Origin of the sequence: Paenibacillus sp. FSL M8-0228, from assembly GCF_038007385.1 — a bacterium.
GTDB classification, from domain to species: Bacteria; Bacillota; Bacilli; order Paenibacillales; family Paenibacillaceae; genus Paenibacillus; species Paenibacillus polymyxa_D.
Map to the genome: position 1 here is coordinate 5,585,529 of NZ_JBBOXA010000001.1, position 24,586 is coordinate 5,610,114.

The following is a 24,586-nucleotide window of genomic DNA, read 5'->3' on the forward strand; positions in this document are numbered from 1 at the left end:
CATATAGCGAATAGGAGAGATACTGAATGGGTAACCAACATTACGTTATTATCGGAGGCAGTGTCGCCGCCGTCAACGCAGCAAAGGCGATTAGAGATCATGATGAGCTGGCTGAAATATCTATTTATGGAGAGGAAGCATCCTTTCCGTACAACAGAGTCAAACTTTCCAAGGGACTGTTCACTGATTTGCACAGCGACAAAATCCTGATCAAAAAGGAAAAATGGTTTGCCAATCAACGAATTCATGTGTATTCCGGCATCAAGATAACCGAGATACAGCCTGAGGATCGTACTATCCAAACCATAAATGGACAAACCGTTGCTTATGACAAGCTGCTACTGTGTACAGGAGCTCACAACCGTAAGCTTGTGCTAGAGGGGGCTTCTCTAAGGAACGTTCACAATATCCGTTTTCGACAAGATGCAGATAGCCTTAAAGCGGAATTGCGACAGGGAGACCGGATATGCATCATCGGCGGCGGTATTCAAGGCGTGGAAACCGCCTGGTCCTTCCAGCAAGCAGGGTATTCTGTAATCATACTGGAAGCTTCGCATCGGCTTATGCCCCGCCAGCTAGATGAAAAAGCCTCTGCTATTTTGACCGATCGTATAACCGAACGGGGTACTCAGGTACACCTTGGGCAAGGCGTACAACGTATTAAAGGCACAGATCACGTAGAAGGTGTGGAACTACAGGACGGCTCTGTTATCCCCTGCGAGCATGTCGTGTACTCTATCGGAATTGTACCTAATACGGAGCTTGCTCGCCAAATCGACCTTGGTATTGGACAAGGCATTCTGGTGAATGCGCAGATGGAGACCAGCGCCACCAATATCTATGCAGCAGGTGATGCAGCCGAATTTCAGGGTAGAGTAGATGGGTTATGGGAAAGCGCAATGGAGCAAGGAAAAATAGCAGGCGCCAATATGGCGGGCGCATCCGTCAGCTATCAGCGTCCCCTCCCTGTAACCCTGTCGAACTGCTACGAATCCCCTCTCTTTTCCATCGGTCTAGTAGATGAACGAGTCTGCGACACCAGCCTGATTACTAAAAGTCAAGCTTCTTATACACGTATGTTCATACAAGACGGCTCTATCTGCGGCGTGATTGGCTTTGGGGATGCCCTTGCTTCACTACCCTACAAAACAGCCATCATGCAGGGACTCAAACCGGACGCACCAGAGCTTACAAAAATTTTGAATGACAAGGAGAACTAAAGATGAAAAAATATGTATGTCAACCCTGTGGATATATTTATGATCCTGCAATCGGCGACCCCGATGAAGACGTAATGCCAGGTACAGCGTTTGAGGATCTCCCAGAGGACTGGGTTTGTCCGGTCTGCGGTGAGGATCAAAGCCATTTTTCTCCAATAGATGATACAGAATAACAACCATGCGCTATAACCTGTAGTTTCCGGTTTATGAATGGAGTGAATGAATGTGAATGAGATGTCCTGCCCCTGCCAGTGCGAAAAGGAGCCCTGTGCCCGCAAAGTACCTATCTTTTCCTCTTTGTCCTGCGAAGATTTGTGTAAGGTCAGCTCCATGATCCGACACCGAAAATATCAGAAGGGTGAGGCCCTAATTATCGAGGAACAAGCATCCGATACGCTGTACATTATTAAAAGCGGGCATGTCAAGCTGCTGAAGATGACGCCTCAGGGTAAGGAGCAAATCCTGCACATTCTAACAACTGGCGATTTTTTTGGCGAGTTGAACATATTTAACAGCGATGAGCTGAGTAACTTTAGTGCGTATGCCTTAAAAGATACTGATATTTGTATGCTCACCAAGGATGATATGGAGCAGTTGATCCGCAACAATCCCGATATCTCTTTGAAGCTGCTCAAAACCATTACTAAACGCTTGGCACATACCGAGAATCTGGCTCAAAGCCTAGCTACCAAAGACCCGGAAATCCGTATCGCCTATATGATTCTTGAGCTTGGACATAAATACGGCAAGCCGGATGGCTCCAATATTAAAATAAATCTCCCCCTTTCACGCGAAGAAATGGCTAATTATGTGGGTGTCACCCGCGAAACCATCAGCCGTAAATTTGGAAAATTTGAACAGCTGGGGATTATTCATAGCAAGGGTACACGAGAGATTACCATCTGCGATGTACAAAAACTGAACGAATATATGGATTGAGACACATAGATACAATGTTACTCTAACATGAGGACAACAAAAAAACCGCTTCTTTAACTTATGGATTGCAGTTGATCTATCAACCACTTCCATTTCGTTAAAAGGCGGTTTTTTACCGTATTTTATACTCCACTAACGATCAATTGTCGTGTTCACGCCTTGGGAAGACGCTCCCCATGCAGGCCGCGCTGAGGGAACTTCTGGCGAAACTCTGTCTGTGGAAGGAGCAGTCTCAATCGTGGTCGATTTGGAGCAATCCCACACTACTTTGACCAAATACCCAAACAACAACACATTCAACAATGATGTCACACACAAAATAATACCGTATTGATCCCGAGAATTGGAGCTATAGAAGATATCAAAGGTATTCAGGAAAATCGTAAGACTGAATCCACCTGCAAGCCATAAAAATCTGCGGTCTCGCAAATACAGATACGCCAGTACAGCTAACGCCGCCGCAGGGAACAAGTACCGTTCATGCATGCTGGAAGCGAAGGTAAATACACCTGCAATGAGTACCAATGCAGCTGCCGCTGCAAATTGTGGTTTGCGACTGCGGATATACATCCACCACGTAAATAGAGTCACCAACACAATGCAGATCATACCCCACGTATGGTAACTGAACAGGAACAACGTTGTAGTGTCCTGCGTATAATTGCCACCAATCAGTGCAAAGAAATTATACGCGTTCACCGAAGCATACGGATACTCGCCGACCGTTCCCTTGTATAGGTCAAGCAGCCATAACGGCTCTTGCCCCCACGAGAATGGCAATATGACCAGAATGGTCGTCACAACAGCACCGCCCATGGACAACAGCCAAGGCTGTATTTTACGTTGTCTCAGCAGCTCAAAGAATAGAACAGGCCCATAAATAATTCCCTGCGGCTTCATCAATACGGCTAACGTAAACAATACGGCTGACCAGCCGACCCGGTTTTCCACAAGCAGCACAATCATGCCCACAATCAGCATAGTAAAGAAAGAATCTACCTGCCCCCAGAAGGTCGAATTGATAAATACAGCTGGGTTAAACACGTAAAATATAGCTAATCCCAGGCTTATTCCAAAGCCGACCCGTTTGCTTGCCAACCGATACAGCATGTACGCTGTCACAATATCGGCTAATATATTGGGAAGCCGCAGCAGTACGGACATATAGGGACTGAAAGCATCCGTAGAGCTGATTTGACCGATCACATATAAAATATAAATATAGAACGGAGGATAATCACTTGATCCGTTCGTGTAAAAGCCCGATAAGCTATCCGCTGCTGTCGTAGCCCAGTTCTGGAATAGCATTAAATCCATGTGACCCGAGATCCATGGGGCGATCGCCATTCTTAAAAAGAACCCCACCCCCAGCACAGTCCACAGCATCAGTCCTCGATTATGTTCCCCGAGCTTCCAATCACGAGCCCGAAACCGGTACGCGATAAACACGAATGCACCGAAGAACAAAGCGGCGAAAATCGCCAGCGGAGTCGCATAAGCAGATGAAGAATTCCCACTTCTTCCACCACCCATACCACCGACAGGACCACCCATGCCCATTCCAGATCCGTTACCAGACATGCCTCCGGGGCCTCTGTGCTGACCGTCTCTGGCGGCACTACTGCTGTCCGATGCAGACGTATCATTCCCGGCCGTTGTATCCTTGCCGCCCGATATCGATGTCTCCTCCGTGGAGGAGTTGGTAGGTTGATTCGGCCCCCCCATACCTCCGCCAGGTCCGCCTCCTCCCCCGAACCCGCCGGATGTGCCCTGCCTAACAGCCGCAGACTGGGACGCGGAGCTACCTGAATAACTCCATAACGAAACGACACTAGCGACAGCACACAATATGAGACTAAATAGAAGTATATATTTCAGACCGTTCGCTTTCCAAACGTTCAAATCCGATGCACCTCTCTCTGTTTCTATTTTCCCATATTGTATCTGCCTTAGCTTAGGACTTTGTGAGTTCTGGCTGAATGTTGGCTGAATACCGAATCATCACACTGAAGATTGTCGCTCCATCTCCATAATCGCTCTTTCCAGCTGAGATTGTGGATGTTTCAGCATGTTGCCGTGACCGACAGCTAATAAAGATGGATTGAAACTCGCCAGCTTTTTGGCGCTTTTCATCGAAATTTCCTTGTTCCAGGTAGCCAGTGCCGGAAAAGGAAACAGCGGCTTAACCCTTCCCGATACCGCTATACCCCCTCGGGTCTGGAAGGCGTCGCCTGCAATCAACGCTCGGGTACGAGTATCCAAAAATGCCATCGAGCCCGGCGTATGTCCTGGTGCGCTGATTGCCAACAGCGAACCCACATGATCCCCATCCTCCAGTAAAACGTCTGGCTGGGTAAGGATATGCTTTGGTACATCGCCCCGAATTGGAGTATCCGGTTCCCCTGCCTCCAACGATACATCGCCCTGTAGCAGCGGTGCGTCCCGCCTTGAAATGAATACTTGCGCGTCAGGATACCTTGCCTTCAGCTTATCCAACGCACCCACATGATCCCCATGGGCATGGGTAAGTACAATTCGAATAATCGGCTGCCCGATCCGCGCCGCAGCCTGCTCTATACCACGGGTACTGTATGGCAATCCGGCATCTACTAAGGTGAGCCCCTCTTTCTCCTCCACCAAATAACAGTTCACCGGGAACAGCCGGGGCATAAACGTCAATTGATACAGATGCTGTACCTGAACAATACGCATTTCAGCTCATCTCCTTGTCTTCATCACAAACTAATTATATTAGTATTATAATTAATATAATTAGTTTTAAGCAACTGTTTTTGCTGCTATTCAGCCGGAGTTGGAGCTTGGGACTACTACGGGGACGATCACACTGAGAAAAACAGCAAAAAAGCATCCCCGGAACTCTGCCTCCGTGGATGCCTCTCAAAGCAAAAATTAGTCTTAGATACGAATCTTCCTGCACGCTCCCTTTGCCCAGTCTTGGGAATGGTGATATCGTGATGTCAGGAGATCCAGATATCATTGCAGAAACTTGGTACAACTTATACGAGAAAAAGCATAGCTTTGAAGAAACATTCTCAAAAGAAATGGATCCAACAACTTCACCGTAATTACAGCCGGATTGCCTCAGCAATAGGTGTACTGCCAGACACCAAATTAATTGAACGATGATACGTCTGCTGTTCCTCCAGCACTGCTATGACCGCTGCCGCCACATCTTCACGAGAAATGGTGTGGCTGGTGCGATCCTCACCAGTAGCAACTTTGCCGGTGCCCACATCATCCGTCAGGCCACCCGGACGAAGAATCGTGTAGTCCAGGTTGCTCGCTTCTAACAGGCGGTCAGCGTAATGCTTCGCCACATAATACGGTTTAATGGATTCGGGCCACTGCTCCCGTTTCTCCGCATGTAGGGCGCTGACCATAACGAAGCGTTGGATACCTGCTTGTTCGGCGGCTTCCATCGCCTTGACTGCTCCATCCAGGTCGATGAGCAGCGTTTTATCCGCTCCTGTTTTTCCACCGGAGCCTGCCGTGAATACGATAGCATCGCTACCTTTTATAGCTTCGGCAATTTCACCAACCGTCCCTTCGAGGTCAGCTACCACCGTTTCTGCTCCCAAACGTTCAAGCGCTTCAGCCTGATCCGAATGGCGAATCAACGCCTTTACACGATGCGATTTATTTTGCCCCAGTAGACGAACAAGATGTCTGCCTACTTTTCCATTTGCGCCAATCACCAGTACGTTCACTCATATCCCCCCTGTATTCAGAGTCTCTCATCTACATTATACAGATGTATTTTACCCTTCGGGTCTGCGACGCAATCATGTTAGCTGCATCAGGTTGAAATCAGACTTCTTTGGTCAGCTCACCATCTCGTTCTTGCTGCACACGCAGACCTGCCAAAAAGGTAGCCATCATCACCTCTATGCTCCAGTCCACCTCCACAGGCAAACCAAACCCGCCCTTTTGTTCAAGCGAGGCAAATCCATGAAGCAGGCTACGGAATCCCCTCGCTGCATGAATGCAATCTTCTTCCTTAAAGCCATAACCACTGGACAGGACGGCAATGACCAGCTCGGCCACGCGATCCGCAGCCTGCCTCATTTCGGTATCATTTCGATCAGTTGCATACAGCATCGCTTCATACAAACCGGGTCGCTCGCGAGCATACCGCATATACGCCTTCCCCATAGCGGTTAGCGCATCTGCGCCCGCTCTACCAACTGCTGCGCTCATCAAAGCTTCCTCCAACTGTTCGAGACTGTGCAATGCCAGTACTTGGCGCAGTCCATTCAATCCGTCCACGTGGTTATACAAAGACGGAGGGCGAATGTGCAACTTTTGCGCCAGCGTGGTGAGCGTGACATCCCCCATCCCTTGTTCATTGGCAATGTCCTCGGCAGCCCGCAGAATATCTTGCAGCTTTACTCCGTTTCTAGGCGACATCATCCTGTCTCCTTTCATCGAATTTCTATGTAATTCGGTTCCTTATACATGTACAGAATCGATCCAGATTCTATTTTAACTAATCCTGTTAGTTTATACAAAGAAAATGCCGTTTACCGCAGCCAACCTGCATCGAATCTTTACAGAAGAGCATAGCAGTCATTACTGATATAATAAAAAATAAGATCATAGAACGGATCTGATCCCTTTCTCGATCCCCTACAAAGGAGCTAGCTATATCTATGGAACCCAAACCACTTCCAGCTATTGAATTTAACCACATCATCAAATATTTCACCGGGTCTGGACAACAACGTGCGGTTCTGAACGGGATTACCGCAAAAGTTTCCCCCGGCAAAATCACCACGTTGGTCGGTCCATCGGGGTCTGGTAAAAGCACGTTGCTTTCACTGTGTAACCTCCTAATGACACCGGATGAAGGGGAAATCCGTGTCCTCGGCAAACCTATATCGGAGTGGGAGATCCCTGAACTGAGACGGAAAGTCGCATTGGTTTTTCAGGATGCCCCCATGCTTCAGGGAACTGTCCTGTACAATCTCCAAACCGTAGAACGGCTGCACGGTACAGTTCTGGATGACCCTGCCAGCCTGTTGGAACGCGTAGGGCTCACCCGCGATCTGTTGGAACAGAAGGCGCAGGAACTGTCTGGCGGACAAAGACAACGCTTGGCCTTGGCGCGGACGCTTGCGAACCGCCCGGATATTTTACTGCTGGATGAGATTACTTCTGCACTGGACCCTGCCTCGGTCAAAGAGGTTGAGGAACTGCTGCTGCAAATGAACAAAGAAGAGGGAACAACGATGATCTGGATTACGCATCATATGGAACAAGCCCGCAGAGTAGGCCACGAAACATGGCTAATGATCGACGGAAGACTGATAGAACAAGCGGATACGGAGACGTTTTTTAATGCTCCGCAGCATAGTGAGACCCGAAAGTTTGTAGCAGGAGAATGGGTATGACGATTGTTGCCTTGATTCTCTCTCTCGGTTTTGTATTTATCGCCATCGTCATGTCCAAATCCTTCAAACTCGGTCTGGACCGAGACATGATCATCGCCACGATCAGAGCGTCGGTTCAACTGCTGGCGATTGGATATGTATTGCATTTGATTTTTGGGATGCAAAGCTACGGGTTTATCGTATTATTCATTCTGCTCATGATTACCGTAGCCTCACAAAATGTTGCGCGCAAAGGACGATTTATCCCCGGTCTCATGTGGAAGTCATTCCTGACTTTGCTGTGTGTGGAAATCGTTACACAGACATTCCTCATTGGCCTGCATATTATTCCGGCGACAGCCCGATATATGATTCCGATTAGCGGTATGATCATTGGCAGCTCCATGATTTTGTCCAGTCTGCTGCTATCCCGGCTCAAGTCGGAAGTCCTGCTGCGCAAGCCTGAAATCATGCTCATTCTGGCGTTAGGCGGCACGCCTAGACAAGCCATCTTCCCTATACTCAAGGATTGCATACGTTCCAGTATGATTCCAACCATTGAGGGGCAGAAAACGCTGGGGCTTGTCCAGCTTCCCGGCATGATGACCGGACAAATCATCGCAGGTGCCAATCCGATTGCCGCCGTGCGTTTGCAATTGCTCATCGTATTTACCACCATGACCTCTGCTATTTTGACCAGCGTGCTGCTCAGCCTGTTCATTTATCCGGCATTATTTAACCGCCAGCAACAACTGCACACCGAAGCATGGGAACGCTAATCAGGTGAATATCCCCAGTTATCTGCTATTTGGCAAAATAAAAGGGACATGTTTAATTCCTGACACAAAGGTTAATAGATACACGTACCCGCTTTACTAAAATTCGATGAGGAGTGATTGAACATGGCTAACAACAACCAAAATGGCAAAATGAGTCGCGAAGAAGCAGGACGTCTAGGTGGAGAAGCTACTGCTAAAAATCACGACAAAGAATTTTACCAAGAGATTGGCGAAAAAGGTGGCGAGGCCACTTCCAAAAATCATGGCAAGGACTTCTACCAGGAAATTGGTGAAAAAGGCGGCGAAGCCACTTCCAAAAACCATGACAAGGAATTCTATCAGGAAATCGGACGCAAGGGCGGCGAAGCCCGTGGCAATTCAGACCAAAGTGATAGCGACGGGAAAATGAGTAGGGAAGAAGCAGGCCGCAAAGGCGGCGAGGCTCGCGCACGCCAACGTAAAAATAACTAACGACAGATCAGGATACGTTGTCGGTGCAGTTGCAATGTAAAGACACAGACTGCATATGGTTACGAAGTATAGTGAATGTTTATGTTATAAAAGCCTATCTGCCAGTGTTCCGGCAGGTAGGCTTTTTGTGTGAAATCTACTTTCATCATCCGATCATACACCTTACAATATACATAAACAGGTTAAATAACCAATCATACATATTTTATTACAAATCAAAGAATAGATTATGGGAGGTTTGCGCGAATGTCATCCTACTTATTGCGAACAAGACAGCAGGTACTAACATAACCCTTGATTAAAGGTTCATGGCTACAAAAGAGTGCATGCAACTCAAGTCAAATATTCCTGCATTCCGGCTGTTAAGATGGAGTCGAAAGGAGGGAACCCTCGTGTACGAATGGAACGAAATGGTCCAGCTCATGATCGATTGGATTGATAATAATCTTACTTCAGCACCTTCATTGTTGAGAATGTCCAATCAGTTAGGCTACTCCCCTTACTACTGTACAAAGCAGTTTCATTCTCTTACAGGAATGACGTTAAGGGATTATGTGTGGATGCGCCGGATTAGCCGTGCTGCACTGGAACTCCGGGATAGCAATGTCCGCATCCTCGATGTTAGATGGTTAAGGAGCATTCGCAAGAAGCTGAAGTCAAAATCAATGTCCTCCAAGTGTTTAAAAAGGTGGCAAGTTAATTATAAACGTTTGTAATTATAAATAGCTACCTTTACAAACAAATTTTCGGACTAAATTTGAGTGTTTGTAAAGATATACCTTTACGGACACAATGACGAGGTATATGTGCTGCTATATGAATAAAAAAGGGCATCCGTAGGGATGCTCTTCCAGGCTGTCGAAAAATCATTTGGCTGCGTCTCTGACCACGGGACCAGCGCCGGGAAAATCCAGCGATTTTCCCGGCGCTGGTCGGCTCACATGAGCACAGCAATACGCCCAAATTAAATCCAATGTCAAAACTAATAGATTCCCCCATATAATAACATCTACTTTGCGGGTGGTGTCACATACGCATGCGCTCCCTAACCATGTAAATTAGTACCATTATATTGAATTATTTGATATTATTAGGGTGAAAAGGAGTGAAATCATTGAAAAGTACAGGTATGACACGTCCCTTAGATGCGCTAGGTCGTATTGTCATTCCCAAAGAAATGCGGAGAGTGCTAGATTACGAGATAGGCGATCCCATTGAATTCTTCCTTGATGAAGAGGCGGGTATTCTTTGCCTTCGGAAGTATATTGGAGTTGCTTGCATGCTGTGCGGATCATTGGAGGGCTTAACTTACTTTAGAGACTCATTTATGTGTGTAAACTGCATTCGCGAGCTGAAGAGTCATCCAGGTTCCAGTAAATTACCTTCTCCCTATCCAGCAGCTGCAGATCATGTTTATCCGAAAACTAAAAAAAGAATGTATCAATCCGCACCGCAAATGCTTGATAAGCTTAGAAGGCTTATTGAATCAGATCCAAACGCCTCCCAAAAAGAATATGCTAAACAACTTGGTATATCGCAAGGGCGTGTTTCGCAACTTAAAAAATTACTGTAGACAGCAGAATTGAAAAAGGCTCCCTATTTTAAGGAGCCTTCAGATTTTATAGGAGCTACTTTCAAGCCAGCGTGATAACTGCTGCTCGTCGATCTGTTTATTGGCCACTGGATGGCCATATTAAACGATCGATGAGGTTCAGCTCCATGCCATTTATATTTAAATTACTATTTTCGTTCATTCTTCGTTTGTATTGTTCTTCCGGCAGTTAGTATATACTGCAAAGGGTCATCATTTATTTTGAGATACGACAGACTTTGAGACACGCTGCCTTCCGGATTAACTTTTGGACGTTTTCGATCCGGGATATCTATAGACGCGAAGTCTGCATCCATATCCAACGTTTGATTAAATAAGCAAATGATGTGCAAATCTTCTTTCCCTTCTCTAATCGTAGAGCCTGTCCGATTTAATCCACTCACCGTAATACTCCCTCTGGTTTCGCCTGCTGAGTTTTTCTCTTCCACAAGCTTGAAATTTTGAATATCCAGTGCAGAAGGATTGTCAAGAATGAATCTTCCTCGGTCCGCTTCTATTACATTTTGAAAAATCTTGCTTTGGTCAAAAGACGGATTTTTTAAAATCACTTTGTTGTTCTTGTACTCAAACGGGATATTCATACTTCTCAGCAATACTCCAAGCGGAATGACAAAGGCATCCTGAATCACTTCGGGTTGAGTGTCCATCTGTGCTGGAGTATTGTTCAGTTTATATGTTTTTGCTCCCTTTTGAAACACAATTTCATTTGAACTCCACCTGATTTTTGCTTCCTGAAGTTTACCGTTATAATCAACTTTTGCACCAAGAAGCTCGGCAACGGAACGAAGCGGAACCATGAGACGTTTTTCTTCATTAACGTAGGGACCAATCGGTGTGCAGTACAAAACATCATAATCATTCACTTTGAGCAATGAGGTTCCTTTGACATGAATAGAGTGATTAATCGGTGCTGCAGTAGCGTTATAAGAAGAGGTTCCAAATATAGCACTCACAAGAACTGCAAGAGATAATACAGCCGTTCTATAAAAATATTTTCGTTTCATTTTTTTACCCTCCGTTTATATAACGAAGCAAAGTATTTTTTTGTTGCAAACATTTACGGAACTCTAATATTTACAGTTTCTTCACCAGGATTAATAAATGAAGCTGTAACTTGCGAACTCGGTACATTGCAGTATCCTGCAGTTTGTGACGATGTAGTCCACGGAGAATTATTTGTTGAGCTTGTGCCAATATAAGAATTGTACCAGTGAACTCCGTTAATAAACGATCCAGAATGTGGAGAACCTGTAGACGCTATAGTTGTCGATCGTTTAATAGATTGATTATAGCCACTAGTATTCCAACCCTTAACATCTCTTACCACAGTGCAATCTTTTTGAGAACTACCTACAATGGAACCCGCTGCATACAAAGCGACTCTATCAGACGTTGGAACATAAAATTTCAAAAATACATTTTGGCCCGATTCAAAGACTAGACCTCGTGAATAGCCATTCTGTCTTATGAACATTGCCCAGTTATCGTTTGTAGGCTGATGGAAAAAACCCGCATCAACCTCATTTGCTGCAATTCCACCTGCATAAATGTGGGCTGTATCACCATTTCCTCCAGGTTTATTCTCATCATGCATTTGCCCTCTATTTTGAGAAGGTAGATATACATATCCAGAAAACCATGAGTATCCGGTATTTGATTGAACCTTTCTATATGGTCCATCAGAAGGAGCACATGAAACATTTTGAGTTGAGAAAGATTGTGTAAGATCGCATGTTTGCTTTGGAGCAGCGATAGTTTGTCCTTCTTTAGTTTTAAATAAATTTTCTCCTATTTGCTCTGCATTTGACCATTGCTTCAATAATTCGGGCTTGTTTGCAAAAATCTCTCCATCATCTCGAATGTATACTACATTGGTTCTTTCTGCAGCAGGTATGTCTTTCATTACATCTAAAATGGTAGCTCTATCAGTACCGGTGATATGGGGATCAATAAAAGTTTTAGAGTCTAGCAATTCGGGCTCAACACCATACTTTCCAATTTCAGTGGCCTTATAAGTATCATCTGAGACAGAAGCCGGCTTAGCTAATTCCTGATTCGAAACGCCTTCCGCACCCGTAAGACACGGAAAGACTGTCATTGCAAGCAAAGGGATCACTAACATTGTTTTTTTTATTTTACCATTAAAGCTAAATTTCATTCATCTTCCATCCTCTCTTTTTTTTACATAAATATACCTTACGCGTTTCTGGAATAAATGTACACTACAACCATGTAAAATTTTTGTAATTTTTTTGTAGTGTGATACTCTTCCTCTCATGAAAAATACATCAGTTTCATATTGTTCTTATGACATACCCCACTCTCCTTTTTGCCATACACATTAAACAAATGACATTTAATTGAATAATCATTTGTTACTTTACATTTCTTTATAGAAGTTGGAATACCTCTGGTAATTATTGCCATCCCTAATAAATCCAAAGATTTTTTTCAATAGGACACTAAAAAAATAAAAAAGTATTACGGCAACGACACAAATAGCCCGGTGGGTGCAACCCCCCGAGCCAATTTTGACAAAATTCAAGTAACACAATTAGATATTCATTTCTTGTTATGAATTGAATAAAGCTCTGTTGTATTACTTTACACCCGTCTCTCAAATTTTGATAGGCTGAAAAATAGAACGAATGGGATTAGGAACGGATAATGAACAGATACCCACGAAGTAGCTACTCCTAAGCCAAAAAGGATCAGACATGTCGTGCTCTGGCCCGTTATCAATGTCGTGCCTTGACCGATCGAAACATCGTATCATTTCCCCGGGTCAATCTCTACCCCTTCTGCCTGCACAGTAGTTTCTACCCTGCTCGGTAACGTAGCAAACATGCTTTGTGAGTTGTAGAAGTTGCTACTACAATGTTTGTACACGTACCAAATTATTTACATTTTATGACTTGAGAAAATATATATATATATATATCATTCAAAGCATTTTATAGCATAATTATGAACGTTATGTGGGAAGAGAAATAGTTTTGCATAAAAAGGATTGGGGGGATGCCTGAACATTGTGATGTAACTCTTTAGTCTGGTACATACGATTGTACTGGTTAATTAGTTCGTCCAAAATCATTGATTGCTCAAGAACACATGAATGTCCGAAGCCGCCATACTGTTTGTAAAGATCATGCAATCGTTGTCTGGCACTTTCCAATTGTTTAATTAAGGATTCATCTATGTTCATATTTTCATTTCCTCCTAGTTATTTTCACTTTAGGAGAAAATAAACAAATACATTGTATGCGTTTTTTAGCCAAAAGATAAAAAAAGCCAGCTGAAGGGCTGGCCGGAGATAACAATTTGGTATTCATTAAAATGTACCGATGTGTCCTTGTACTTCGATTGTGCTCGAGCTTGGGATTCCGGTTGGAACTGGTAGGGCAAATACCAGTAAAAAACTAATTGTAGCCAAAACTAAAGCCATCTTCTTGATCATTTTTTTCCACACCTCCTCATAAGCGGAACTAATTTGGGCCTGTGTTTCAGGATCAGCGTATTCACTGAAACGGAAAAATAAGCCTGCACAATTAGATATAAGTAGTACATGGTTAATTATACCAGATTTTTTCAAAGCTTCTGTTAAGCATTTAAAGCCATAAAGGTATCTTTCTTTAAACAGGTTATATTTAGCTAACTTATACCAGAATCGTGCGGCTTCTTCGAGTAAAACTTGCTGCTCTGCTAATGAATTTGTATGTTCTGGTTCTTGGTATGCTGCAATTTGAGTCTCAAAGCGCTGAAGAATATGATCAATGTCGACATGATACCGATATGGCTACGCAGTGCTACGTCCAGTGAAAAAAGTGTAGAGATAAAGAATCCGAAGAAGCCGCTACGATCAGGATGCTGTTCATCGTCTTGCTAAAGTCTGTTGAAAAATAATAACAGTTTATTACTAACGAATTCTATTTTGAGGTGCAACATCGAATTGACATTGTGGACACAATACGATGTAAATATAGAGTAAACCGATCACTGAGTCATACAGTGATCGGTTTATTCTTGATCAGCATTTTTATTTTGCAAGTAACTATCAATGATTTTAACCCAATCCGGTAACAACGCCGCATGATGTTTCATCGTTTCACTATCTGATTCCAATACAATCACGCCATCTGAGCTACTGTTGTCAATGACAATTAAATGATCGATAAGTTTTTGATGTAAGAGAAGATTGTCCAGCGAGGTCTGATGCCGTCTTATAATATCAGCGGTATCAATGTGGTGACCCCCATTTCGAACTCGTGCAGCAACTCGCTCGATATTAAGACGATAATCACCAAGGCCCACATAAAACATAATAACTTCAAAGCCCTTTTCTTTTGCCACTCGCATTTGTCGAATCACATTGCCACCAGCAAGTGTCGTCTCTACGGTAAAATCTCGTTTATTTCTTATACAATCCCGCGCTAGCTTAATTGCTTCCTTTCCTGCCGATACTTTGTGTCGATCAGGGTTTTCACGATCAATCCCTCGCGCTAACGCATCTGGATCGATATTAACACTTACACCAAGTTTATCAACGATTAGATTACGAATTGTACTCTTGCCACTTCCGTTGTTTCCTGCGAATACAAACATAGTAGCAAACGGCTCACTCATGATAAAATATCCTGTTCTTTAATTCGTTCGACTTGACCATTACTGTACTCTTTAACAAAATGACCATCCGGCGTTTTGTAGACGATATATGTGCCATTTGCTTTAGCGTCCAGTTTTGCTCTATCTCCAGTTAGTTTGATTAGCTTGCCTAGGTCGTGTGTACGATTCATTCAGCCATCACCCTCCCATACAATTCATATATCGAGAGTATATCACAAATCGAAAAGTCTGAAAGAATCCAGCGTCACTCAAAACCACACGAATACCGTACGGCTAAAAATCGTGATAAGTAAATAGGATCGAAATATCGTTCTTTTTAATACATATTAATAAATAAATTTGGTATAAATGCTACCTTCAGCTTTTTTATTCGTCTATTACAACAAATACAATTGCGGAGGTATAGGCAATGAAATGAATCATTTCGATTTGTGCGAGAAGCAGACATCCCCATAACCATTGTTTACTTCACTACACTAGTTTTCTGGTATCTCATTGGATACGCTTTGGACCGTTTGATTAGAAAATTGAAAAATTAAAATCACTTGAAATTATCTTCTAAATTGTCGTCTACTTTGTCAGGCTCATAAAACATTTATATATTCCGAAAATGTCGAGATAGCAACCTCTTTGGTTTTATCAGGAAGTTTATAAGGTTCTCCCTCCCCTCCAAAACCAGTAGCAGTTACAGTCAAAATCCTTCCTAGGACAACCAAGCAAGCCAACTTTTACGCTAGAGTTTAAATATAGTTAGATTCTAAATGTTCGATGCCCTTGGCAGATATATGTACATACCTCATTGCTCATTTTGAGCAATGAGGTACAATGCAGATCATGTCTGTCCTATAAAAGTATAAATTATCACTCTACTGCAGTATACCATGCTGTATTTTTGTGGACAGCTCATCAAAGATAGGACTGTATTTTTTCAAGAATATTCTGACCATTTGTAGTAAACAAAATATAGGTCTTTGAATTTGTTTTAATTACAACTCTATCCGTTGTAGCATAAGGGGTACCAATTCTTATTGCACTTTCCTCTTGTCCTGCATAAGTATTATCAAAAAAAACATCTTCAATATCACCAAGAGATAATTCTATCCTAGATAACTGCCAAGTAATAACTAAGTTATTGCTTTCCTCTTTTATACCGATTCCCAACATGCCATTTCCTCCTAAATTTTTTTCAATACAAATTGTAAAATGAAATGCGACACTTTTGTTAGAAATGCCTATAGCATGATTTGTATAGAATGAAGCTTCCTGACCACCTCTACGAGAAGCCGCTAATTGCTTACAGAAAATTTCAACATGTTTTCCCAAAAGCTGTGTTATACTAGCCGTGGAAACTTAGGGTTAGTTTCCCGTAGAGAGATCCACTTGGTAGTATTTTAAAGAGTTTCGCTCCACCATAATTCACAGAGACTCTGTCTAACTTCACCTAACAATTCATCATACTCACTTACAGTTCCAAGTATATTTTTATTTCGTTTAAGGCATTTTATAGACGATATGGCATAATTGGTTCCGTTACATGTAACATTTCGTACGTCTTCAAACTCCCTCCTAATGAATCTTATTTTAGGATGGAATGAGTAAATATGAATCTATTATTTTTGCATTCAAGACTCGGCAAAGTGAAATAAAAAAAGACCAACATTTAAGCTGGCGCGCGGTAATAACTCAGAAGCTTAAATTATAAATCACCGATCATCCCATAAATTTGAAGCATGTTGGGAGAATAGTTCGGGCTTTAAAAAGTAAAGCCAGTGTAATCAGAAAATTATTTTCCGTAAAAAGGTAAAACCATGTACTTAGCCAGCTTATAGTAAAACTGTACTTACGTTTCAGTTAAAACTTGCTGTGTATACGTATCATCTGATGATGGTTCCTGATAGGTTGCAATTTGAGGTTCAAAACGTTCTAAAACATAATCTACATCTATATAGTAACGATTGGCAGCTTCTATGACGTTTAAGAGTTCAGCAAAAATTCCTTCTTTACCTTCTATATACTCTACATAGCCAGGCAGGACGCTAACATCTCCAAACATAAGTCTATTCACATACGTATCAATTTTCGTCCAATGTTGAAACAAACTATCCAATGAAGGGTATCTGAGTCTTGCTCCTTTACCCGGCTTAAATCAGTGTTAGCACGGAGAAGTTAAAGTGCTTTCACATGTTCTCCCTTGGCATCGTATACAGCTACGCGTAGCAAACCAGAACAAGCAATATAAACAAAAAGTGGTCTACTTTGTTGCTTTAGTGACCATCCGAAGAAGGAAGTGCAGTTATCAGATCTTGACGGTAAGAACGAAAAAGGAGGTAGATCATGAAAAGCACAGGTATGACGCGTTCATTGGATACTTTGGGTCGGATCGTTGTTTCTTGAGAAATGCGATTGAAAATGAATATAAATAGCGGGGATTCGATAGATTTTTTTGTGAATGAGGAATTATTTATGGCTTTAAGGAGGTATACGGGTGTCTCCTGTAAGCTGTGTGACGCAGTTGAAAACCTGACGTATTTCAGAGATTTACACCCCTCAAAAGAAAGAATCAGCCGGCTGAAAAATTACTCGAAATTCTAAAGAAACTCATCCGACAACATCCCAATGCCAGATAATATGACTATGCAAAATGGCTTGGCGTATCACAATAGCGTGTATCTCAACTTAAAAAGATGCTGTAAAACGCAGCATAACTTCTTGTAAAGTCCCATTCATTTAAATCCAAGGTCATGCCTTTAATATAATTTTATTTTAACGAAAATACTCACTGAATTCCTTTGTTACCTTATGTAATGTCTTCTTCCCATCCTGTAAACTAAGTTCCATCAAGCGGTAACCGCTGGATCATAGAGAGGATGAGATATTTATGAGTTTGGATAATAGAGTTTTTGCGATACAAGCTGGTCTGGACGGACGTGTAAGTGCAGTTATAGATCAAACCCTTGCCGAAAAGCGTCTGATCGGCACAGTCGTCATGATATATATGGATGGTTCGCCCGTGTATGTCCGAGCGGCGGGGCTGGCTGATCGAGAAGAACAACGTCCTATGCATGAGGATGCTTTATTTCGGCTTTCTTCTGTATCCAAACCGATTGTATCTACTGCGGCTTTGGTTTTGGCAGCCCAAGGATTGATTAAGCTCGATGAATCTATTGAACGCTGGTTGCCCGACTTTCGCCCCCGATTAATCAACGGTGAGCAGCCCTCTATTACAGTACGCCAATTGCTGACACATACTGCCGGGTTGACCTATGGCTTTTTAGAGGAAGAAGGCGGCGGTCCCTATCATCGTGCAGGCGTATCAGATGGTATGGATTTTTCAAATCTTACGCTGGAAGAGAACTTGCAACGTTTGGCTTCTGTGCCTCTGTTATATACACCGGGTAAAGCATGGGGATATTCGATTGCTACTGATGTGCTCGGCGCTATCATTAGCCGTGTATGTGGCACAACCCTTGATGCAGCTGTTAAAAAGCTCGTTACCGAACCTCTCGGTATGCACGACACCAGTTTCGCGGTCGCAGATGCCGGACGGCTTGCAGCTCCCTATGTCAACGATATATCAGAACCCCGGCGGATGCGTGAGCTTGAGGTTGCGCAGGTTTTTGAAGGCACCGCAGGACTTCGTTTTCAGCCTGCACGAGCCTTTGATCCCACGGCTTTCCACTCTGGTGGGTCTGGTATGATTGGCAGCGCAAAAGATTTCATGCGACTGCTGGAAACACTGCGAAACGGCGGCAATCCGTTACTTTCAGAGGAATGGGTCCGCGAAATGGGCACCATCCAGACCGGGAACCTTCCCTTGGCAGGCTGGCCGGGGCGGGGGTTTGGATTAGGATTCACCGTACTCCAAAATCCCGATGAAAGCGAAACAGCAGAATCACCCGGAACGTGGCGTCTCGGAGGAGCTTATGGTCATTCGTGGTTCGTTGATCCTGCACTAAGACTCAGTGTGGTCGCCTTTACCAATACAGCATTTGAAGGGATGTCAGGTCCGTTTACAACCGAGCTTTGCCAAGCCATTTACGGTAGCTCAAATAGGGTCTAATAAAGTAGGGGTTACATGTTTATGGTCTACAGGCGAGGACAGGACAATTAACGTGGTAGAGTGCCCGTGCTTTCCACACTCATCCCCGAACTGCTCCAACTTGAGCATAGACTCAACCATGACTTTCAGTAAGTAATTTTGCTCGCCGCTGATTCTATGGCATTCAATGACTTCAGGTGCAGATTGGCAAAACTCAACAAATGAATTGCATTGATTCGTGTGCACGAGCACGTGAGCCATGATCGGTTTTCCAACTTTCTCATGTGAAACTATGGCACGGTACCCGGTGATAATACCCTTATCCTCCATGCGCCGCACTCTTTCTGTTACGGCAGGCTGGGAAAGACCAACCTCCTTTCCCAGCTCGGTCATGGAGATACGCGCCTGGTTTTGTAGACACAACAAAATTTTATGATCCACTTGATCCATCAAATCCATCTCCTTAAGTCGAAGGTAATATTGCAAAAACACAATTATTATTATGTATTATCTCGAATATCTCCTTATTATTTTATGATTTAATGGAATATTAGCATGCAAAATCAAGGACGTAAAGTAGGAGGACATGGAGAGGGAATGAAACTAATGAAATATAGTAAGCCCCTGCTTTTCATTGCGCTTGGCCTATTCGGTGTATACACGATTGAGTTCGGTGTGGTTGGTATTTTGCCGGTCATCATTGAACGTTTTCATATTACGGCAGCTCAGGCTGGGTTTCTTGTCAGTTCATTTGCATTGATCATCGCGCTGTTCGGTCCCTTCATGGTGCTATTGATGTCCAGGTTTAACCGCAAGCGAATCATGACAATGTCGTTGTTTGTTTTTGCCGTAACAAGCTTGCTGTCAGCCTATACATCCAACTTTTATCTACTAGTGATTTTACGTATCATTCCGGCTCTGTTTCACCCGGTGTATTTCTCGCTTGCCTTTGTCGCCGCCACTGCGTTGTATCCTCCGGAAAAAGCAACGCAAGCTTCTGCCAAAGCCTTTCTCGGCACGAGCATGGGAATGGTGCTCGGTATTCCGATTACGGCCTATATCGCCAATCAAATTTCATACGAGGCCTCCTTCTGGTTTACTGCGGTAGCGAATGGGATTGCAGGGATCGGTATTTTGCTTATGCTGCCGGATACACCACAAGCCGAAAAGTTCTCCTATCGGAAGCAGCTTGGCATTTTGCGTAAACTATCGCTGTGGCTCAATATCGGGGCGGCTACTTTTATTTTTGCAGCCATGTTCTCGGTGTATAGCTATTCTGCCGAATATTTGGGGCAAAATACAGGGATGAGCAGCAATGTTATCAGTTTTCTGCTTATTATTTTCGGCATCGGCGGAATGCTCGGCAATCTATTGGCTGGCAAGCTCATGGGCTTGCATAAGGTTCGCACCGCTCTTTTTCATCCCGTAGCCTTGGGGAGCACCTATTTGCTGTTGTACGGGATCAGTTCTTCATTCATCCCTACGCTCTTCATCACTATCGTGTGGGGGGCCGTTCATACCAGCGGACTGATTGTCGCCCAGATTTGGGTGATTGATGAGGCCAAAGAAGCTCCCGCGTTTGCCAACAGTCTTTATATCTCGTTTATTAACCTAGGGGTTTCGCTGGGCTCGCTGGCAGGGGGATGGTTTATTGCCAGAGCGGGCATCCAAGGAACGCTGTGGAGCGGTTTACTGTTCGCCATGCTGGCGATGGTATGTATCGGGACTAAAGTAATTTATCCACGTATTTTTCGAAAATATAAAAGGTTAGATGTGCAAAACTAAAGAGTTGCAAGAGGGCCAAGCCTGTTATCATAAAAAACCGGTCAATACTTTGTATGGGGTTGAACCGGTTTTTGTTTAATGATTTATTCCTGCCTTTCGGATTGGATCAGAATGAAATCTGCACTTCGTTGCGAATTGAATCAACGTATAACCGCCATCTGGGAACAGCACGCTTCCGGTGGTAAACTTGTTCGTCATCAGATACAACACAGCATGTGCGATTCCCTCATTATACCCACCCCGGTGGTAAACAGATGGTCGAATGCTCCGACTTTTTCAAAAAACGCCTGAACCTCTTCCTCTATTTGATTATTAAGCATGTTGATTATGTAAATTCGTATTATTCTCAGCTACTCTATGGGGATCATATCATAACTATTTTAAAGGAATACTTATTTTTATTCAGATGGGCTTTCCTGCACCGAGCTTTTGCGATAGGATGTCGGCGATTGGCCCGACCAGCGCTTGAACTGTCTGCTAAAATGCGCAATATCCCCATAGCCGAGCATATCGGCAATTTGTTGCACCGACCATTGCGGATCAGCCAACAGCAACTTGGCCTCATGCAGCACAAGCCCGGATAGATATACACGGGGAGAAACGCCGAAAACACTACGGAATACACGATTACAATGGGATACGCTAATACCTAGCTCGGATGAAATCCCCTCGATCCCATCCTGTTTTTCCACCGAGCCAGCCTGCCCATAGGGCTGATTCACTCTGCCCTGAAGACGACTGGCAATCTGATGGGCAAGCTCTGCCTGCACATATCCACGCCCCGGCAGATGAGCGGCTTCGCTGGATACAGCCTCCCACAACGTTGCGAACAGTTCAAACACAGCAGATTGAATCCGCATTCGCTTTGCCACCGAATCACTACCTACTCCTATGTCTTCCGGCGTTGAAAGATCGAGCAACTTGCCCAGCGCTGGTCCCATCTGCCCTGCCACTGTGCCTTCAGCTGGAAACAGCACCTGTTCCAGACGACTCAGCAGCGAGAGAAACAGCTTATCATCAATGTCGAAATGCATGCAAAAATACGTAAATCCCTTTCCGTTACTATGACTGGAGTGAACAATCCCCGGGCGCAGCAGCACCAGATCACCCTGTCGCTGGGTATAGCTACGACCATCCACAACCATGATCTGTTCTCCCGCAAGCACGATGTTAATTTCATATTGAGGATGCTCGTGTGGCGGATAGCTCCAGTCTCTTCCCACACTTCGTGTATGAATGGCAAATAGATTGACTGTGGTCCGCACATCGGGAAAAAAGAATTCCTCTCCGGCAGCTGTAAGGTCCGGATGATGGGGACGCTTCGGTAAACGTGGTGACGACATGTTTTCCCTCCTGGCTTACTTACATGGATATACTCCAGTATATCGCTTTCAGCGCGATTTGGATAAATAGTTGAGCGATTTGACAATGGTTCCCCACCACATGACATGCTAGGCTCTAAGTGAAGTTAATCAAAGTTGAACTTTATCATGAAAGGGGTTTCATTATATGTCGAAAAATATATTTTATAACACACAGCATGCACCTATCGGTTCTTTTTCCAGCTTTACACTTGGGTTTAAGGGTAATCGCGGCGGACTTGGTTTGGAGCTGGGCAAGCCTGCCGACGAAAATGTATATATCGGGCTGCAATCCAGAGATGGCGAATCATACGAGGCGCTTCCCTTCTTTGCATCCACACAGGATGAAAGTGCCCGCTACGACGTGGAGAAAAAGGGTAAACGAACGGAACCGCAGCTTATGGCCTTTGCTGATTCCGACATTACCCGTGAGCTAAAAGTAGGAACGGATACATGGCAGGCCGGCGATTTGACGTTCCGGCTGTACTCTCCTGTTCGCCCGGTACCCGAGCCGGGAATTGCAGGTATGGATGAACTGCGAGCAGCGTTGGTTCCGGCGGTATTCGCCGAGCTAACCGTCGATAACACGCAGGGGACTGCAGCGCGAAGAGCTTTTTTCGGCTATCAGGGCAGTGATCCGTATAGCGGCATACGCATTATAGGAGAAGATCCGCGCAGGGACACTACGGATTCTACCCCATTGGAGGAAAGACTCACAGGCATCGGCCAAGGGCGCAGTACAGCCATTGTGACCAACAGCAGCGAAGCAGTACCTGCCAGCGGATTTGCAATGGAGAAGCTGCTTGGGGAGAACATGGCCGAGAATTTATCCTTTGGCCTGGGCACGACGGGTGCGCTCCTGATGGACGTTCCCGCAGGTGAGAAGCGCACATATGCCTTCGCCATATGCTTCTATCGCGGCGGCATTGTGACAACAGGCATCGAAGCGTCGTATTACTATACCCAGCTGTTCAAGGATATTGAGGACGTGGGAAACTATGCGTTGAAGCATTTTACAGACCTGACTGCAGCCTGTGTTCAGGCTAATCGCTGGATGGAGTCGGCAGACCTGAGCCCGGACCAGAAATTTATGCTCGCTCAGGCGATCCACAGCTACTACGGCAGTACTCAACTGCTGAGTCACCAAGCGGACGGAGAACCGATCTGGATTGTGAACGAAGGCGAGTATCGGATGATGAATACCCTCGATCTGACGGCGGATCAGCTTTATTATGAATTGATTTTGAATCCATGGACGGTACGCAACGAGCTGGAGTGGTTTGTCCAAAGGTACAGCTATCGGGATGAGGTACGCTTTCCGGGAGAGGAACAGACCTATCCCGGTGGTATCACGTTTACCCATGATATGGGCGTAGCCAACGTGTTCTCCCGGCAGGGATACTCCTGTTATGAGCTGGCAGGGATTGACGACTGCTTCTCTTACATGAGCCACGAGGAACTGGTGAACTGGCTTTGCTGCGCCACGGTATATATCGAGCAGACACAGGATCAGTCATTTACGACACGTATGCTACCTGTTTTGTGTGACTGCTTCGAAAGCATGCTACGACGGGATCACCCCGACCCGGCACAACGAAACGGCTTGATGGGCTTGGACAGCTCTAGAACCCGGGGCGGCGCGGAAATTACGACCTACGACAGTCTGGACGTATCTCTGGGTCAGTCCCGCAACAACATTTATCTGGGCAGCAAATGCTGGGCGGTATATGTTGCACTGGAAAAGATATTTGCCTCAAAAGGGCTTAACTCCCTCTCACAGGAGGCTGGCTTACAGGCGGACAAATGCGCAGCAGCAATCACAGCACATATGACAGACAAGGGCTATATTCCTGCAGTTATTAAAGAAGGCAATGACTCGCAGATTATTCCTGCCATTGAGGGGCTGATCTTCCCTTACTTTACAGGATGTGAGGATGCGCTTAAGCCTGATGGACGGTTCAGTGGATATATCCAAGCATTGCGGCGCCATTTGGAAACTGTACTGGTACCGGGAGTTTGTCTGTTTGAAGACGGAGGCTGGAAGCTGTCCTCGACCAGTAACAACTCCTGGCTGAGCAAAATCTATCTGTCACAGTTTATTGCCCGCGAGCTGCTAGAGCTGCCTTGGGAAGAAGCTGGGCAGGCCGCAGACGCTGCCCACGTCTCATGGCTCCTTCACCCTGAAGAATCCTATTGGTGCTGGAGCGATCAGATACTCTCCGGCATTGCCCACGGCAGTAAATATTATCCGCGCGGAGTTACCGCTATTTTGTGGCTGTATGAAGGCAACGGCAACCGTCTGACTCTCCCAGAGCATATGAGTCAGGATCAGAAACAGCATGTCTGAGGATCATCTTCACCTGCCCA

23 protein-coding genes and 3 pseudogenes are annotated in these 24,586 nt (G+C 44.7%); 11 read left to right on the forward strand and 15 right to left on the reverse strand.

What is annotated here, in order from left to right:
- Positions 1–26 precede the first annotated feature (26 nt).
- The 3 genes from MKY98_RS25275 to MKY98_RS25285 all read left to right on the forward strand — a co-directional run bounded on the left by MKY98_RS25275 (position 27) and on the right by MKY98_RS25285 (position 2,159).
- Positions 27–1,220, forward strand: a complete 1,194-nt coding sequence (locus MKY98_RS25275) for an NAD(P)/FAD-dependent oxidoreductase (RefSeq protein ID WP_069012220.1) — start codon at positions 27–29, stop codon at positions 1,218–1,220.
- A gap of 2 nt (positions 1,221–1,222) precedes the next feature.
- Positions 1,223–1,393, forward strand: a complete 171-nt coding sequence (gene rd / locus MKY98_RS25280; RefSeq protein ID WP_069012221.1) for a rubredoxin — start codon at positions 1,223–1,225, stop codon at positions 1,391–1,393.
- Positions 1,394–1,454: 61 nt separating this feature from the next.
- Positions 1,455–2,159, forward strand: coding sequence for a Crp/Fnr family transcriptional regulator (locus tag MKY98_RS25285; RefSeq protein WP_029518719.1), 705 nt, complete (start codon positions 1,455–1,457; stop codon positions 2,157–2,159).
- Between the two features lie 132 nt (positions 2,160–2,291).
- Here MKY98_RS25285 and MKY98_RS25290 read toward each other — a convergent pair whose 3' ends face one another.
- From MKY98_RS25290 to MKY98_RS25305, 4 genes are all read right to left on the reverse strand, one after another.
- On the reverse strand, positions 2,292–4,061 hold the full coding sequence (locus tag MKY98_RS25290; protein ID WP_069012222.1) for a glycosyltransferase 87 family protein: 1,770 nt from the start codon (positions 4,059–4,061) through the stop codon (positions 2,292–2,294).
- A gap of 99 nt (positions 4,062–4,160) precedes the next feature.
- Positions 4,161–4,871 (reverse strand): MBL fold metallo-hydrolase, encoded by a 711-nt coding sequence (locus MKY98_RS25295; protein WP_069012223.1) that lies wholly within the window; start codon positions 4,869–4,871, stop codon positions 4,161–4,163.
- 374 nt (positions 4,872–5,245) lie between these two features.
- On the reverse strand, positions 5,246–5,887 hold the full coding sequence (locus MKY98_RS25300; RefSeq protein WP_069012224.1) for an SDR family oxidoreductase: 642 nt from the start codon (positions 5,885–5,887) through the stop codon (positions 5,246–5,248).
- Positions 5,888–5,987: 100 nt separating this feature from the next.
- On the reverse strand, positions 5,988–6,587 hold the full coding sequence (locus MKY98_RS25305) for a TetR/AcrR family transcriptional regulator (protein ID WP_069012225.1): 600 nt from the start codon (positions 6,585–6,587) through the stop codon (positions 5,988–5,990).
- Between the two features lie 242 nt (positions 6,588–6,829).
- On the opposite strand from MKY98_RS25305, the gene MKY98_RS25310 reads away from it, so the two are divergent.
- The 5 genes and pseudogenes from MKY98_RS25310 (at position 6,830) to MKY98_RS25330 (ending at position 10,372) form a co-directional block, all read left to right on the forward strand.
- Positions 6,830–7,570 (forward strand): ABC transporter ATP-binding protein, encoded by a 741-nt coding sequence (locus tag MKY98_RS25310; RefSeq protein ID WP_069012226.1) that lies wholly within the window; start codon positions 6,830–6,832, stop codon positions 7,568–7,570.
- Positions 7,567–8,328 carry an ABC transporter permease gene (locus MKY98_RS25315; protein WP_069012227.1) on the forward strand — a complete coding sequence of 254 codons (762 nt, stop codon included), beginning with the start codon at positions 7,567–7,569 and terminating at the stop codon, positions 8,326–8,328. Before MKY98_RS25310 ends, MKY98_RS25315 begins: the two co-directional genes overlap by 4 nt.
- 123 nt (positions 8,329–8,451) lie before the next feature.
- Complete coding sequence (locus tag MKY98_RS25320) at positions 8,452–8,799, forward strand: KGG domain-containing protein (protein WP_029518726.1); 348 nt, start codon at positions 8,452–8,454, stop codon at positions 8,797–8,799.
- A 392-nt stretch (positions 8,800–9,191) separates the two neighbouring features.
- A pseudogene (locus MKY98_RS25325) lies at positions 9,192–9,422 on the forward strand (AraC family transcriptional regulator); the annotation flags it as partial.
- A 491-nt stretch (positions 9,423–9,913) separates the two neighbouring features.
- A complete protein-coding gene (locus tag MKY98_RS25330; protein WP_039275279.1) occupies positions 9,914–10,372 on the forward strand; it encodes an AbrB/MazE/SpoVT family DNA-binding domain-containing protein in 459 nt (152 codons plus the stop codon).
- A 167-nt stretch (positions 10,373–10,539) separates the two neighbouring features.
- On the opposite strand, the gene MKY98_RS25335 is transcribed toward MKY98_RS25330, so the two are convergent.
- The 8 genes and pseudogenes from MKY98_RS25335 to MKY98_RS25365 all read right to left on the reverse strand — a co-directional run bounded on the left by MKY98_RS25335 (position 10,540) and on the right by MKY98_RS25365 (position 17,087).
- The gene (locus MKY98_RS25335) at positions 10,540–11,415 is read right to left on the reverse strand and encodes a copper amine oxidase N-terminal domain-containing protein (RefSeq protein ID WP_069012229.1); all 876 of its coding nucleotides are present in this window, start codon (positions 11,413–11,415) and stop codon (positions 10,540–10,542) included.
- Positions 11,416–11,468: 53 nt separating this feature from the next.
- Positions 11,469–12,569, reverse strand: a complete 1,101-nt coding sequence (locus tag MKY98_RS25340; protein ID WP_069012230.1) for a hypothetical protein — start codon at positions 12,567–12,569, stop codon at positions 11,469–11,471.
- Between the two features lie 816 nt (positions 12,570–13,385).
- A complete protein-coding gene (locus MKY98_RS25345; RefSeq protein ID WP_069012231.1) occupies positions 13,386–13,616 on the reverse strand; it encodes an aspartyl-phosphate phosphatase Spo0E family protein in 231 nt (76 codons plus the stop codon).
- Positions 13,617–13,830: 214 nt separating this feature from the next.
- Positions 13,831–14,201 (reverse strand): annotated as a pseudogene (locus MKY98_RS27135) (hypothetical protein); the annotation flags it as partial.
- A gap of 227 nt (positions 14,202–14,428) precedes the next feature.
- Positions 14,429–15,034, reverse strand: coding sequence for a zeta toxin family protein (locus MKY98_RS25350; RefSeq protein ID WP_069012232.1), 606 nt, complete (start codon positions 15,032–15,034; stop codon positions 14,429–14,431).
- Complete coding sequence (locus MKY98_RS25355) at positions 15,031–15,204, reverse strand: hypothetical protein (protein ID WP_176715749.1); 174 nt, start codon at positions 15,202–15,204, stop codon at positions 15,031–15,033. Before MKY98_RS25355 ends, MKY98_RS25350 begins: the two co-directional genes overlap by 4 nt.
- 736 nt (positions 15,205–15,940) lie before the next feature.
- Positions 15,941–16,198 carry a SunI/YnzG family protein gene (locus MKY98_RS25360; protein WP_069012233.1) on the reverse strand — a complete coding sequence of 86 codons (258 nt, stop codon included), beginning with the start codon at positions 16,196–16,198 and terminating at the stop codon, positions 15,941–15,943.
- Between the two features lie 676 nt (positions 16,199–16,874).
- Positions 16,875–17,087 carry a hypothetical protein gene (locus MKY98_RS25365; protein ID WP_176715750.1) on the reverse strand — a complete coding sequence of 71 codons (213 nt, stop codon included), beginning with the start codon at positions 17,085–17,087 and terminating at the stop codon, positions 16,875–16,877.
- 825 nt (positions 17,088–17,912) lie between these two features.
- Between MKY98_RS25365 and MKY98_RS25370 the strand changes: the two genes are divergently transcribed.
- Positions 17,913–19,094: a serine hydrolase domain-containing protein gene (locus tag MKY98_RS25370; RefSeq protein WP_069012236.1), complete on the forward strand. Its 1,182-nt coding sequence runs from the start codon at positions 17,913–17,915 to the stop codon at positions 19,092–19,094.
- Here MKY98_RS25370 and MKY98_RS25375 read toward each other — a convergent pair.
- Positions 19,080–19,523 (reverse strand): Lrp/AsnC family transcriptional regulator, encoded by a 444-nt coding sequence (locus MKY98_RS25375; RefSeq protein WP_023990936.1) that lies wholly within the window; start codon positions 19,521–19,523, stop codon positions 19,080–19,082. The genes MKY98_RS25370 and MKY98_RS25375 overlap by 15 nt on opposite strands.
- Before the next feature lie 147 nt (positions 19,524–19,670).
- On the opposite strand from MKY98_RS25375, the gene MKY98_RS25380 reads away from it, so the two are divergent.
- The gene (locus MKY98_RS25380; protein WP_245231597.1) at positions 19,671–20,858 is read left to right on the forward strand and encodes an MFS transporter; all 1,188 of its coding nucleotides are present in this window, start codon (positions 19,671–19,673) and stop codon (positions 20,856–20,858) included.
- A gap of 144 nt (positions 20,859–21,002) precedes the next feature.
- Here MKY98_RS25380 and MKY98_RS27140 read toward each other — a convergent pair.
- Together MKY98_RS27140 and MKY98_RS25385 are read right to left on the reverse strand one after the other, a co-directional pair.
- Positions 21,003–21,113, reverse strand: a pseudogene (locus tag MKY98_RS27140) (SDR family oxidoreductase); the annotation flags it as partial.
- Between the two features lie 143 nt (positions 21,114–21,256).
- Positions 21,257–22,201, reverse strand: coding sequence for a helix-turn-helix domain-containing protein (locus tag MKY98_RS25385; protein ID WP_069012237.1), 945 nt, complete (start codon positions 22,199–22,201; stop codon positions 21,257–21,259).
- Positions 22,202–22,367: 166 nt separating this feature from the next.
- Between MKY98_RS25385 and MKY98_RS25390 the strand changes: the two genes are divergently transcribed.
- The gene (locus tag MKY98_RS25390; protein WP_069012238.1) at positions 22,368–24,566 is read left to right on the forward strand and encodes a glycoside hydrolase family 52 protein; all 2,199 of its coding nucleotides are present in this window, start codon (positions 22,368–22,370) and stop codon (positions 24,564–24,566) included.
- The last annotated feature ends 20 nt before the right edge of the window (positions 24,567–24,586 follow it).

What these genes read in the sequence shown, in the direction of transcription:
- MKY98_RS25320 (WP_029518726.1), top strand. Translation starts at nt 8,452, where the DNA reads ATGGCTAACAACAACCAAAATGGCAAAATGAGTCGCGAAGAAGCAGGA.
- MKY98_RS25355 (WP_176715749.1), bottom strand. Translation starts at nt 15,204, where the DNA reads ATGAATCGTACACACGACCTAGGCAAGCTAATCAAACTAACTGGAGAT.
- MKY98_RS25385 (WP_069012237.1), bottom strand. Translation starts at nt 22,201, where the DNA reads ATGTCGTCACCACGTTTACCGAAGCGTCCCCATCATCCGGACCTTACA.
- MKY98_RS25305 (WP_069012225.1), bottom strand. Translation starts at nt 6,587, where the DNA reads ATGTCGCCTAGAAACGGAGTAAAGCTGCAAGATATTCTGCGGGCTGCC.
- MKY98_RS25285 (WP_029518719.1), top strand. Translation starts at nt 1,455, where the DNA reads ATGTCCTGCCCCTGCCAGTGCGAAAAGGAGCCCTGTGCCCGCAAAGTA.
- MKY98_RS25370 (WP_069012236.1), top strand. Translation starts at nt 17,913, where the DNA reads ATGAGTTTGGATAATAGAGTTTTTGCGATACAAGCTGGTCTGGACGGA.
- MKY98_RS25350 (WP_069012232.1), bottom strand. Translation starts at nt 15,034, where the DNA reads ATGAGTGAGCCGTTTGCTACTATGTTTGTATTCGCAGGAAACAACGGA.
- MKY98_RS25275 (WP_069012220.1), top strand. Translation starts at nt 27, where the DNA reads ATGGGTAACCAACATTACGTTATTATCGGAGGCAGTGTCGCCGCCGTC.
- rd (WP_069012221.1), top strand. Translation starts at nt 1,223, where the DNA reads ATGAAAAAATATGTATGTCAACCCTGTGGATATATTTATGATCCTGCA.
- MKY98_RS25310 (WP_069012226.1), top strand. Translation starts at nt 6,830, where the DNA reads ATGGAACCCAAACCACTTCCAGCTATTGAATTTAACCACATCATCAAA.
- MKY98_RS25315 (WP_069012227.1), top strand. Translation starts at nt 7,567, where the DNA reads ATGACGATTGTTGCCTTGATTCTCTCTCTCGGTTTTGTATTTATCGCC.
- MKY98_RS25380 (WP_245231597.1), top strand. Translation starts at nt 19,671, where the DNA reads ATGAAACTAATGAAATATAGTAAGCCCCTGCTTTTCATTGCGCTTGGC.
- MKY98_RS25295 (WP_069012223.1), bottom strand. Translation starts at nt 4,871, where the DNA reads ATGCGTATTGTTCAGGTACAGCATCTGTATCAATTGACGTTTATGCCC.
- MKY98_RS25340 (WP_069012230.1), bottom strand. Translation starts at nt 12,569, where the DNA reads ATGAAATTTAGCTTTAATGGTAAAATAAAAAAAACAATGTTAGTGATC.
- MKY98_RS25345 (WP_069012231.1), bottom strand. Translation starts at nt 13,616, where the DNA reads ATGAACATAGATGAATCCTTAATTAAACAATTGGAAAGTGCCAGACAA.
- MKY98_RS25390 (WP_069012238.1), top strand. Translation starts at nt 22,368, where the DNA reads ATGTCGAAAAATATATTTTATAACACACAGCATGCACCTATCGGTTCT.
- MKY98_RS25375 (WP_023990936.1), bottom strand. Translation starts at nt 19,523, where the DNA reads ATGGATCAAGTGGATCATAAAATTTTGTTGTGTCTACAAAACCAGGCG.
- MKY98_RS25335 (WP_069012229.1), bottom strand. Translation starts at nt 11,415, where the DNA reads ATGAAACGAAAATATTTTTATAGAACGGCTGTATTATCTCTTGCAGTT.
- MKY98_RS25360 (WP_069012233.1), bottom strand. Translation starts at nt 16,198, where the DNA reads ATGTTGGGAATCGGTATAAAAGAGGAAAGCAATAACTTAGTTATTACT.
- MKY98_RS25365 (WP_176715750.1), bottom strand. Translation starts at nt 17,087, where the DNA reads ATGTTTGGAGATGTTAGCGTCCTGCCTGGCTATGTAGAGTATATAGAA.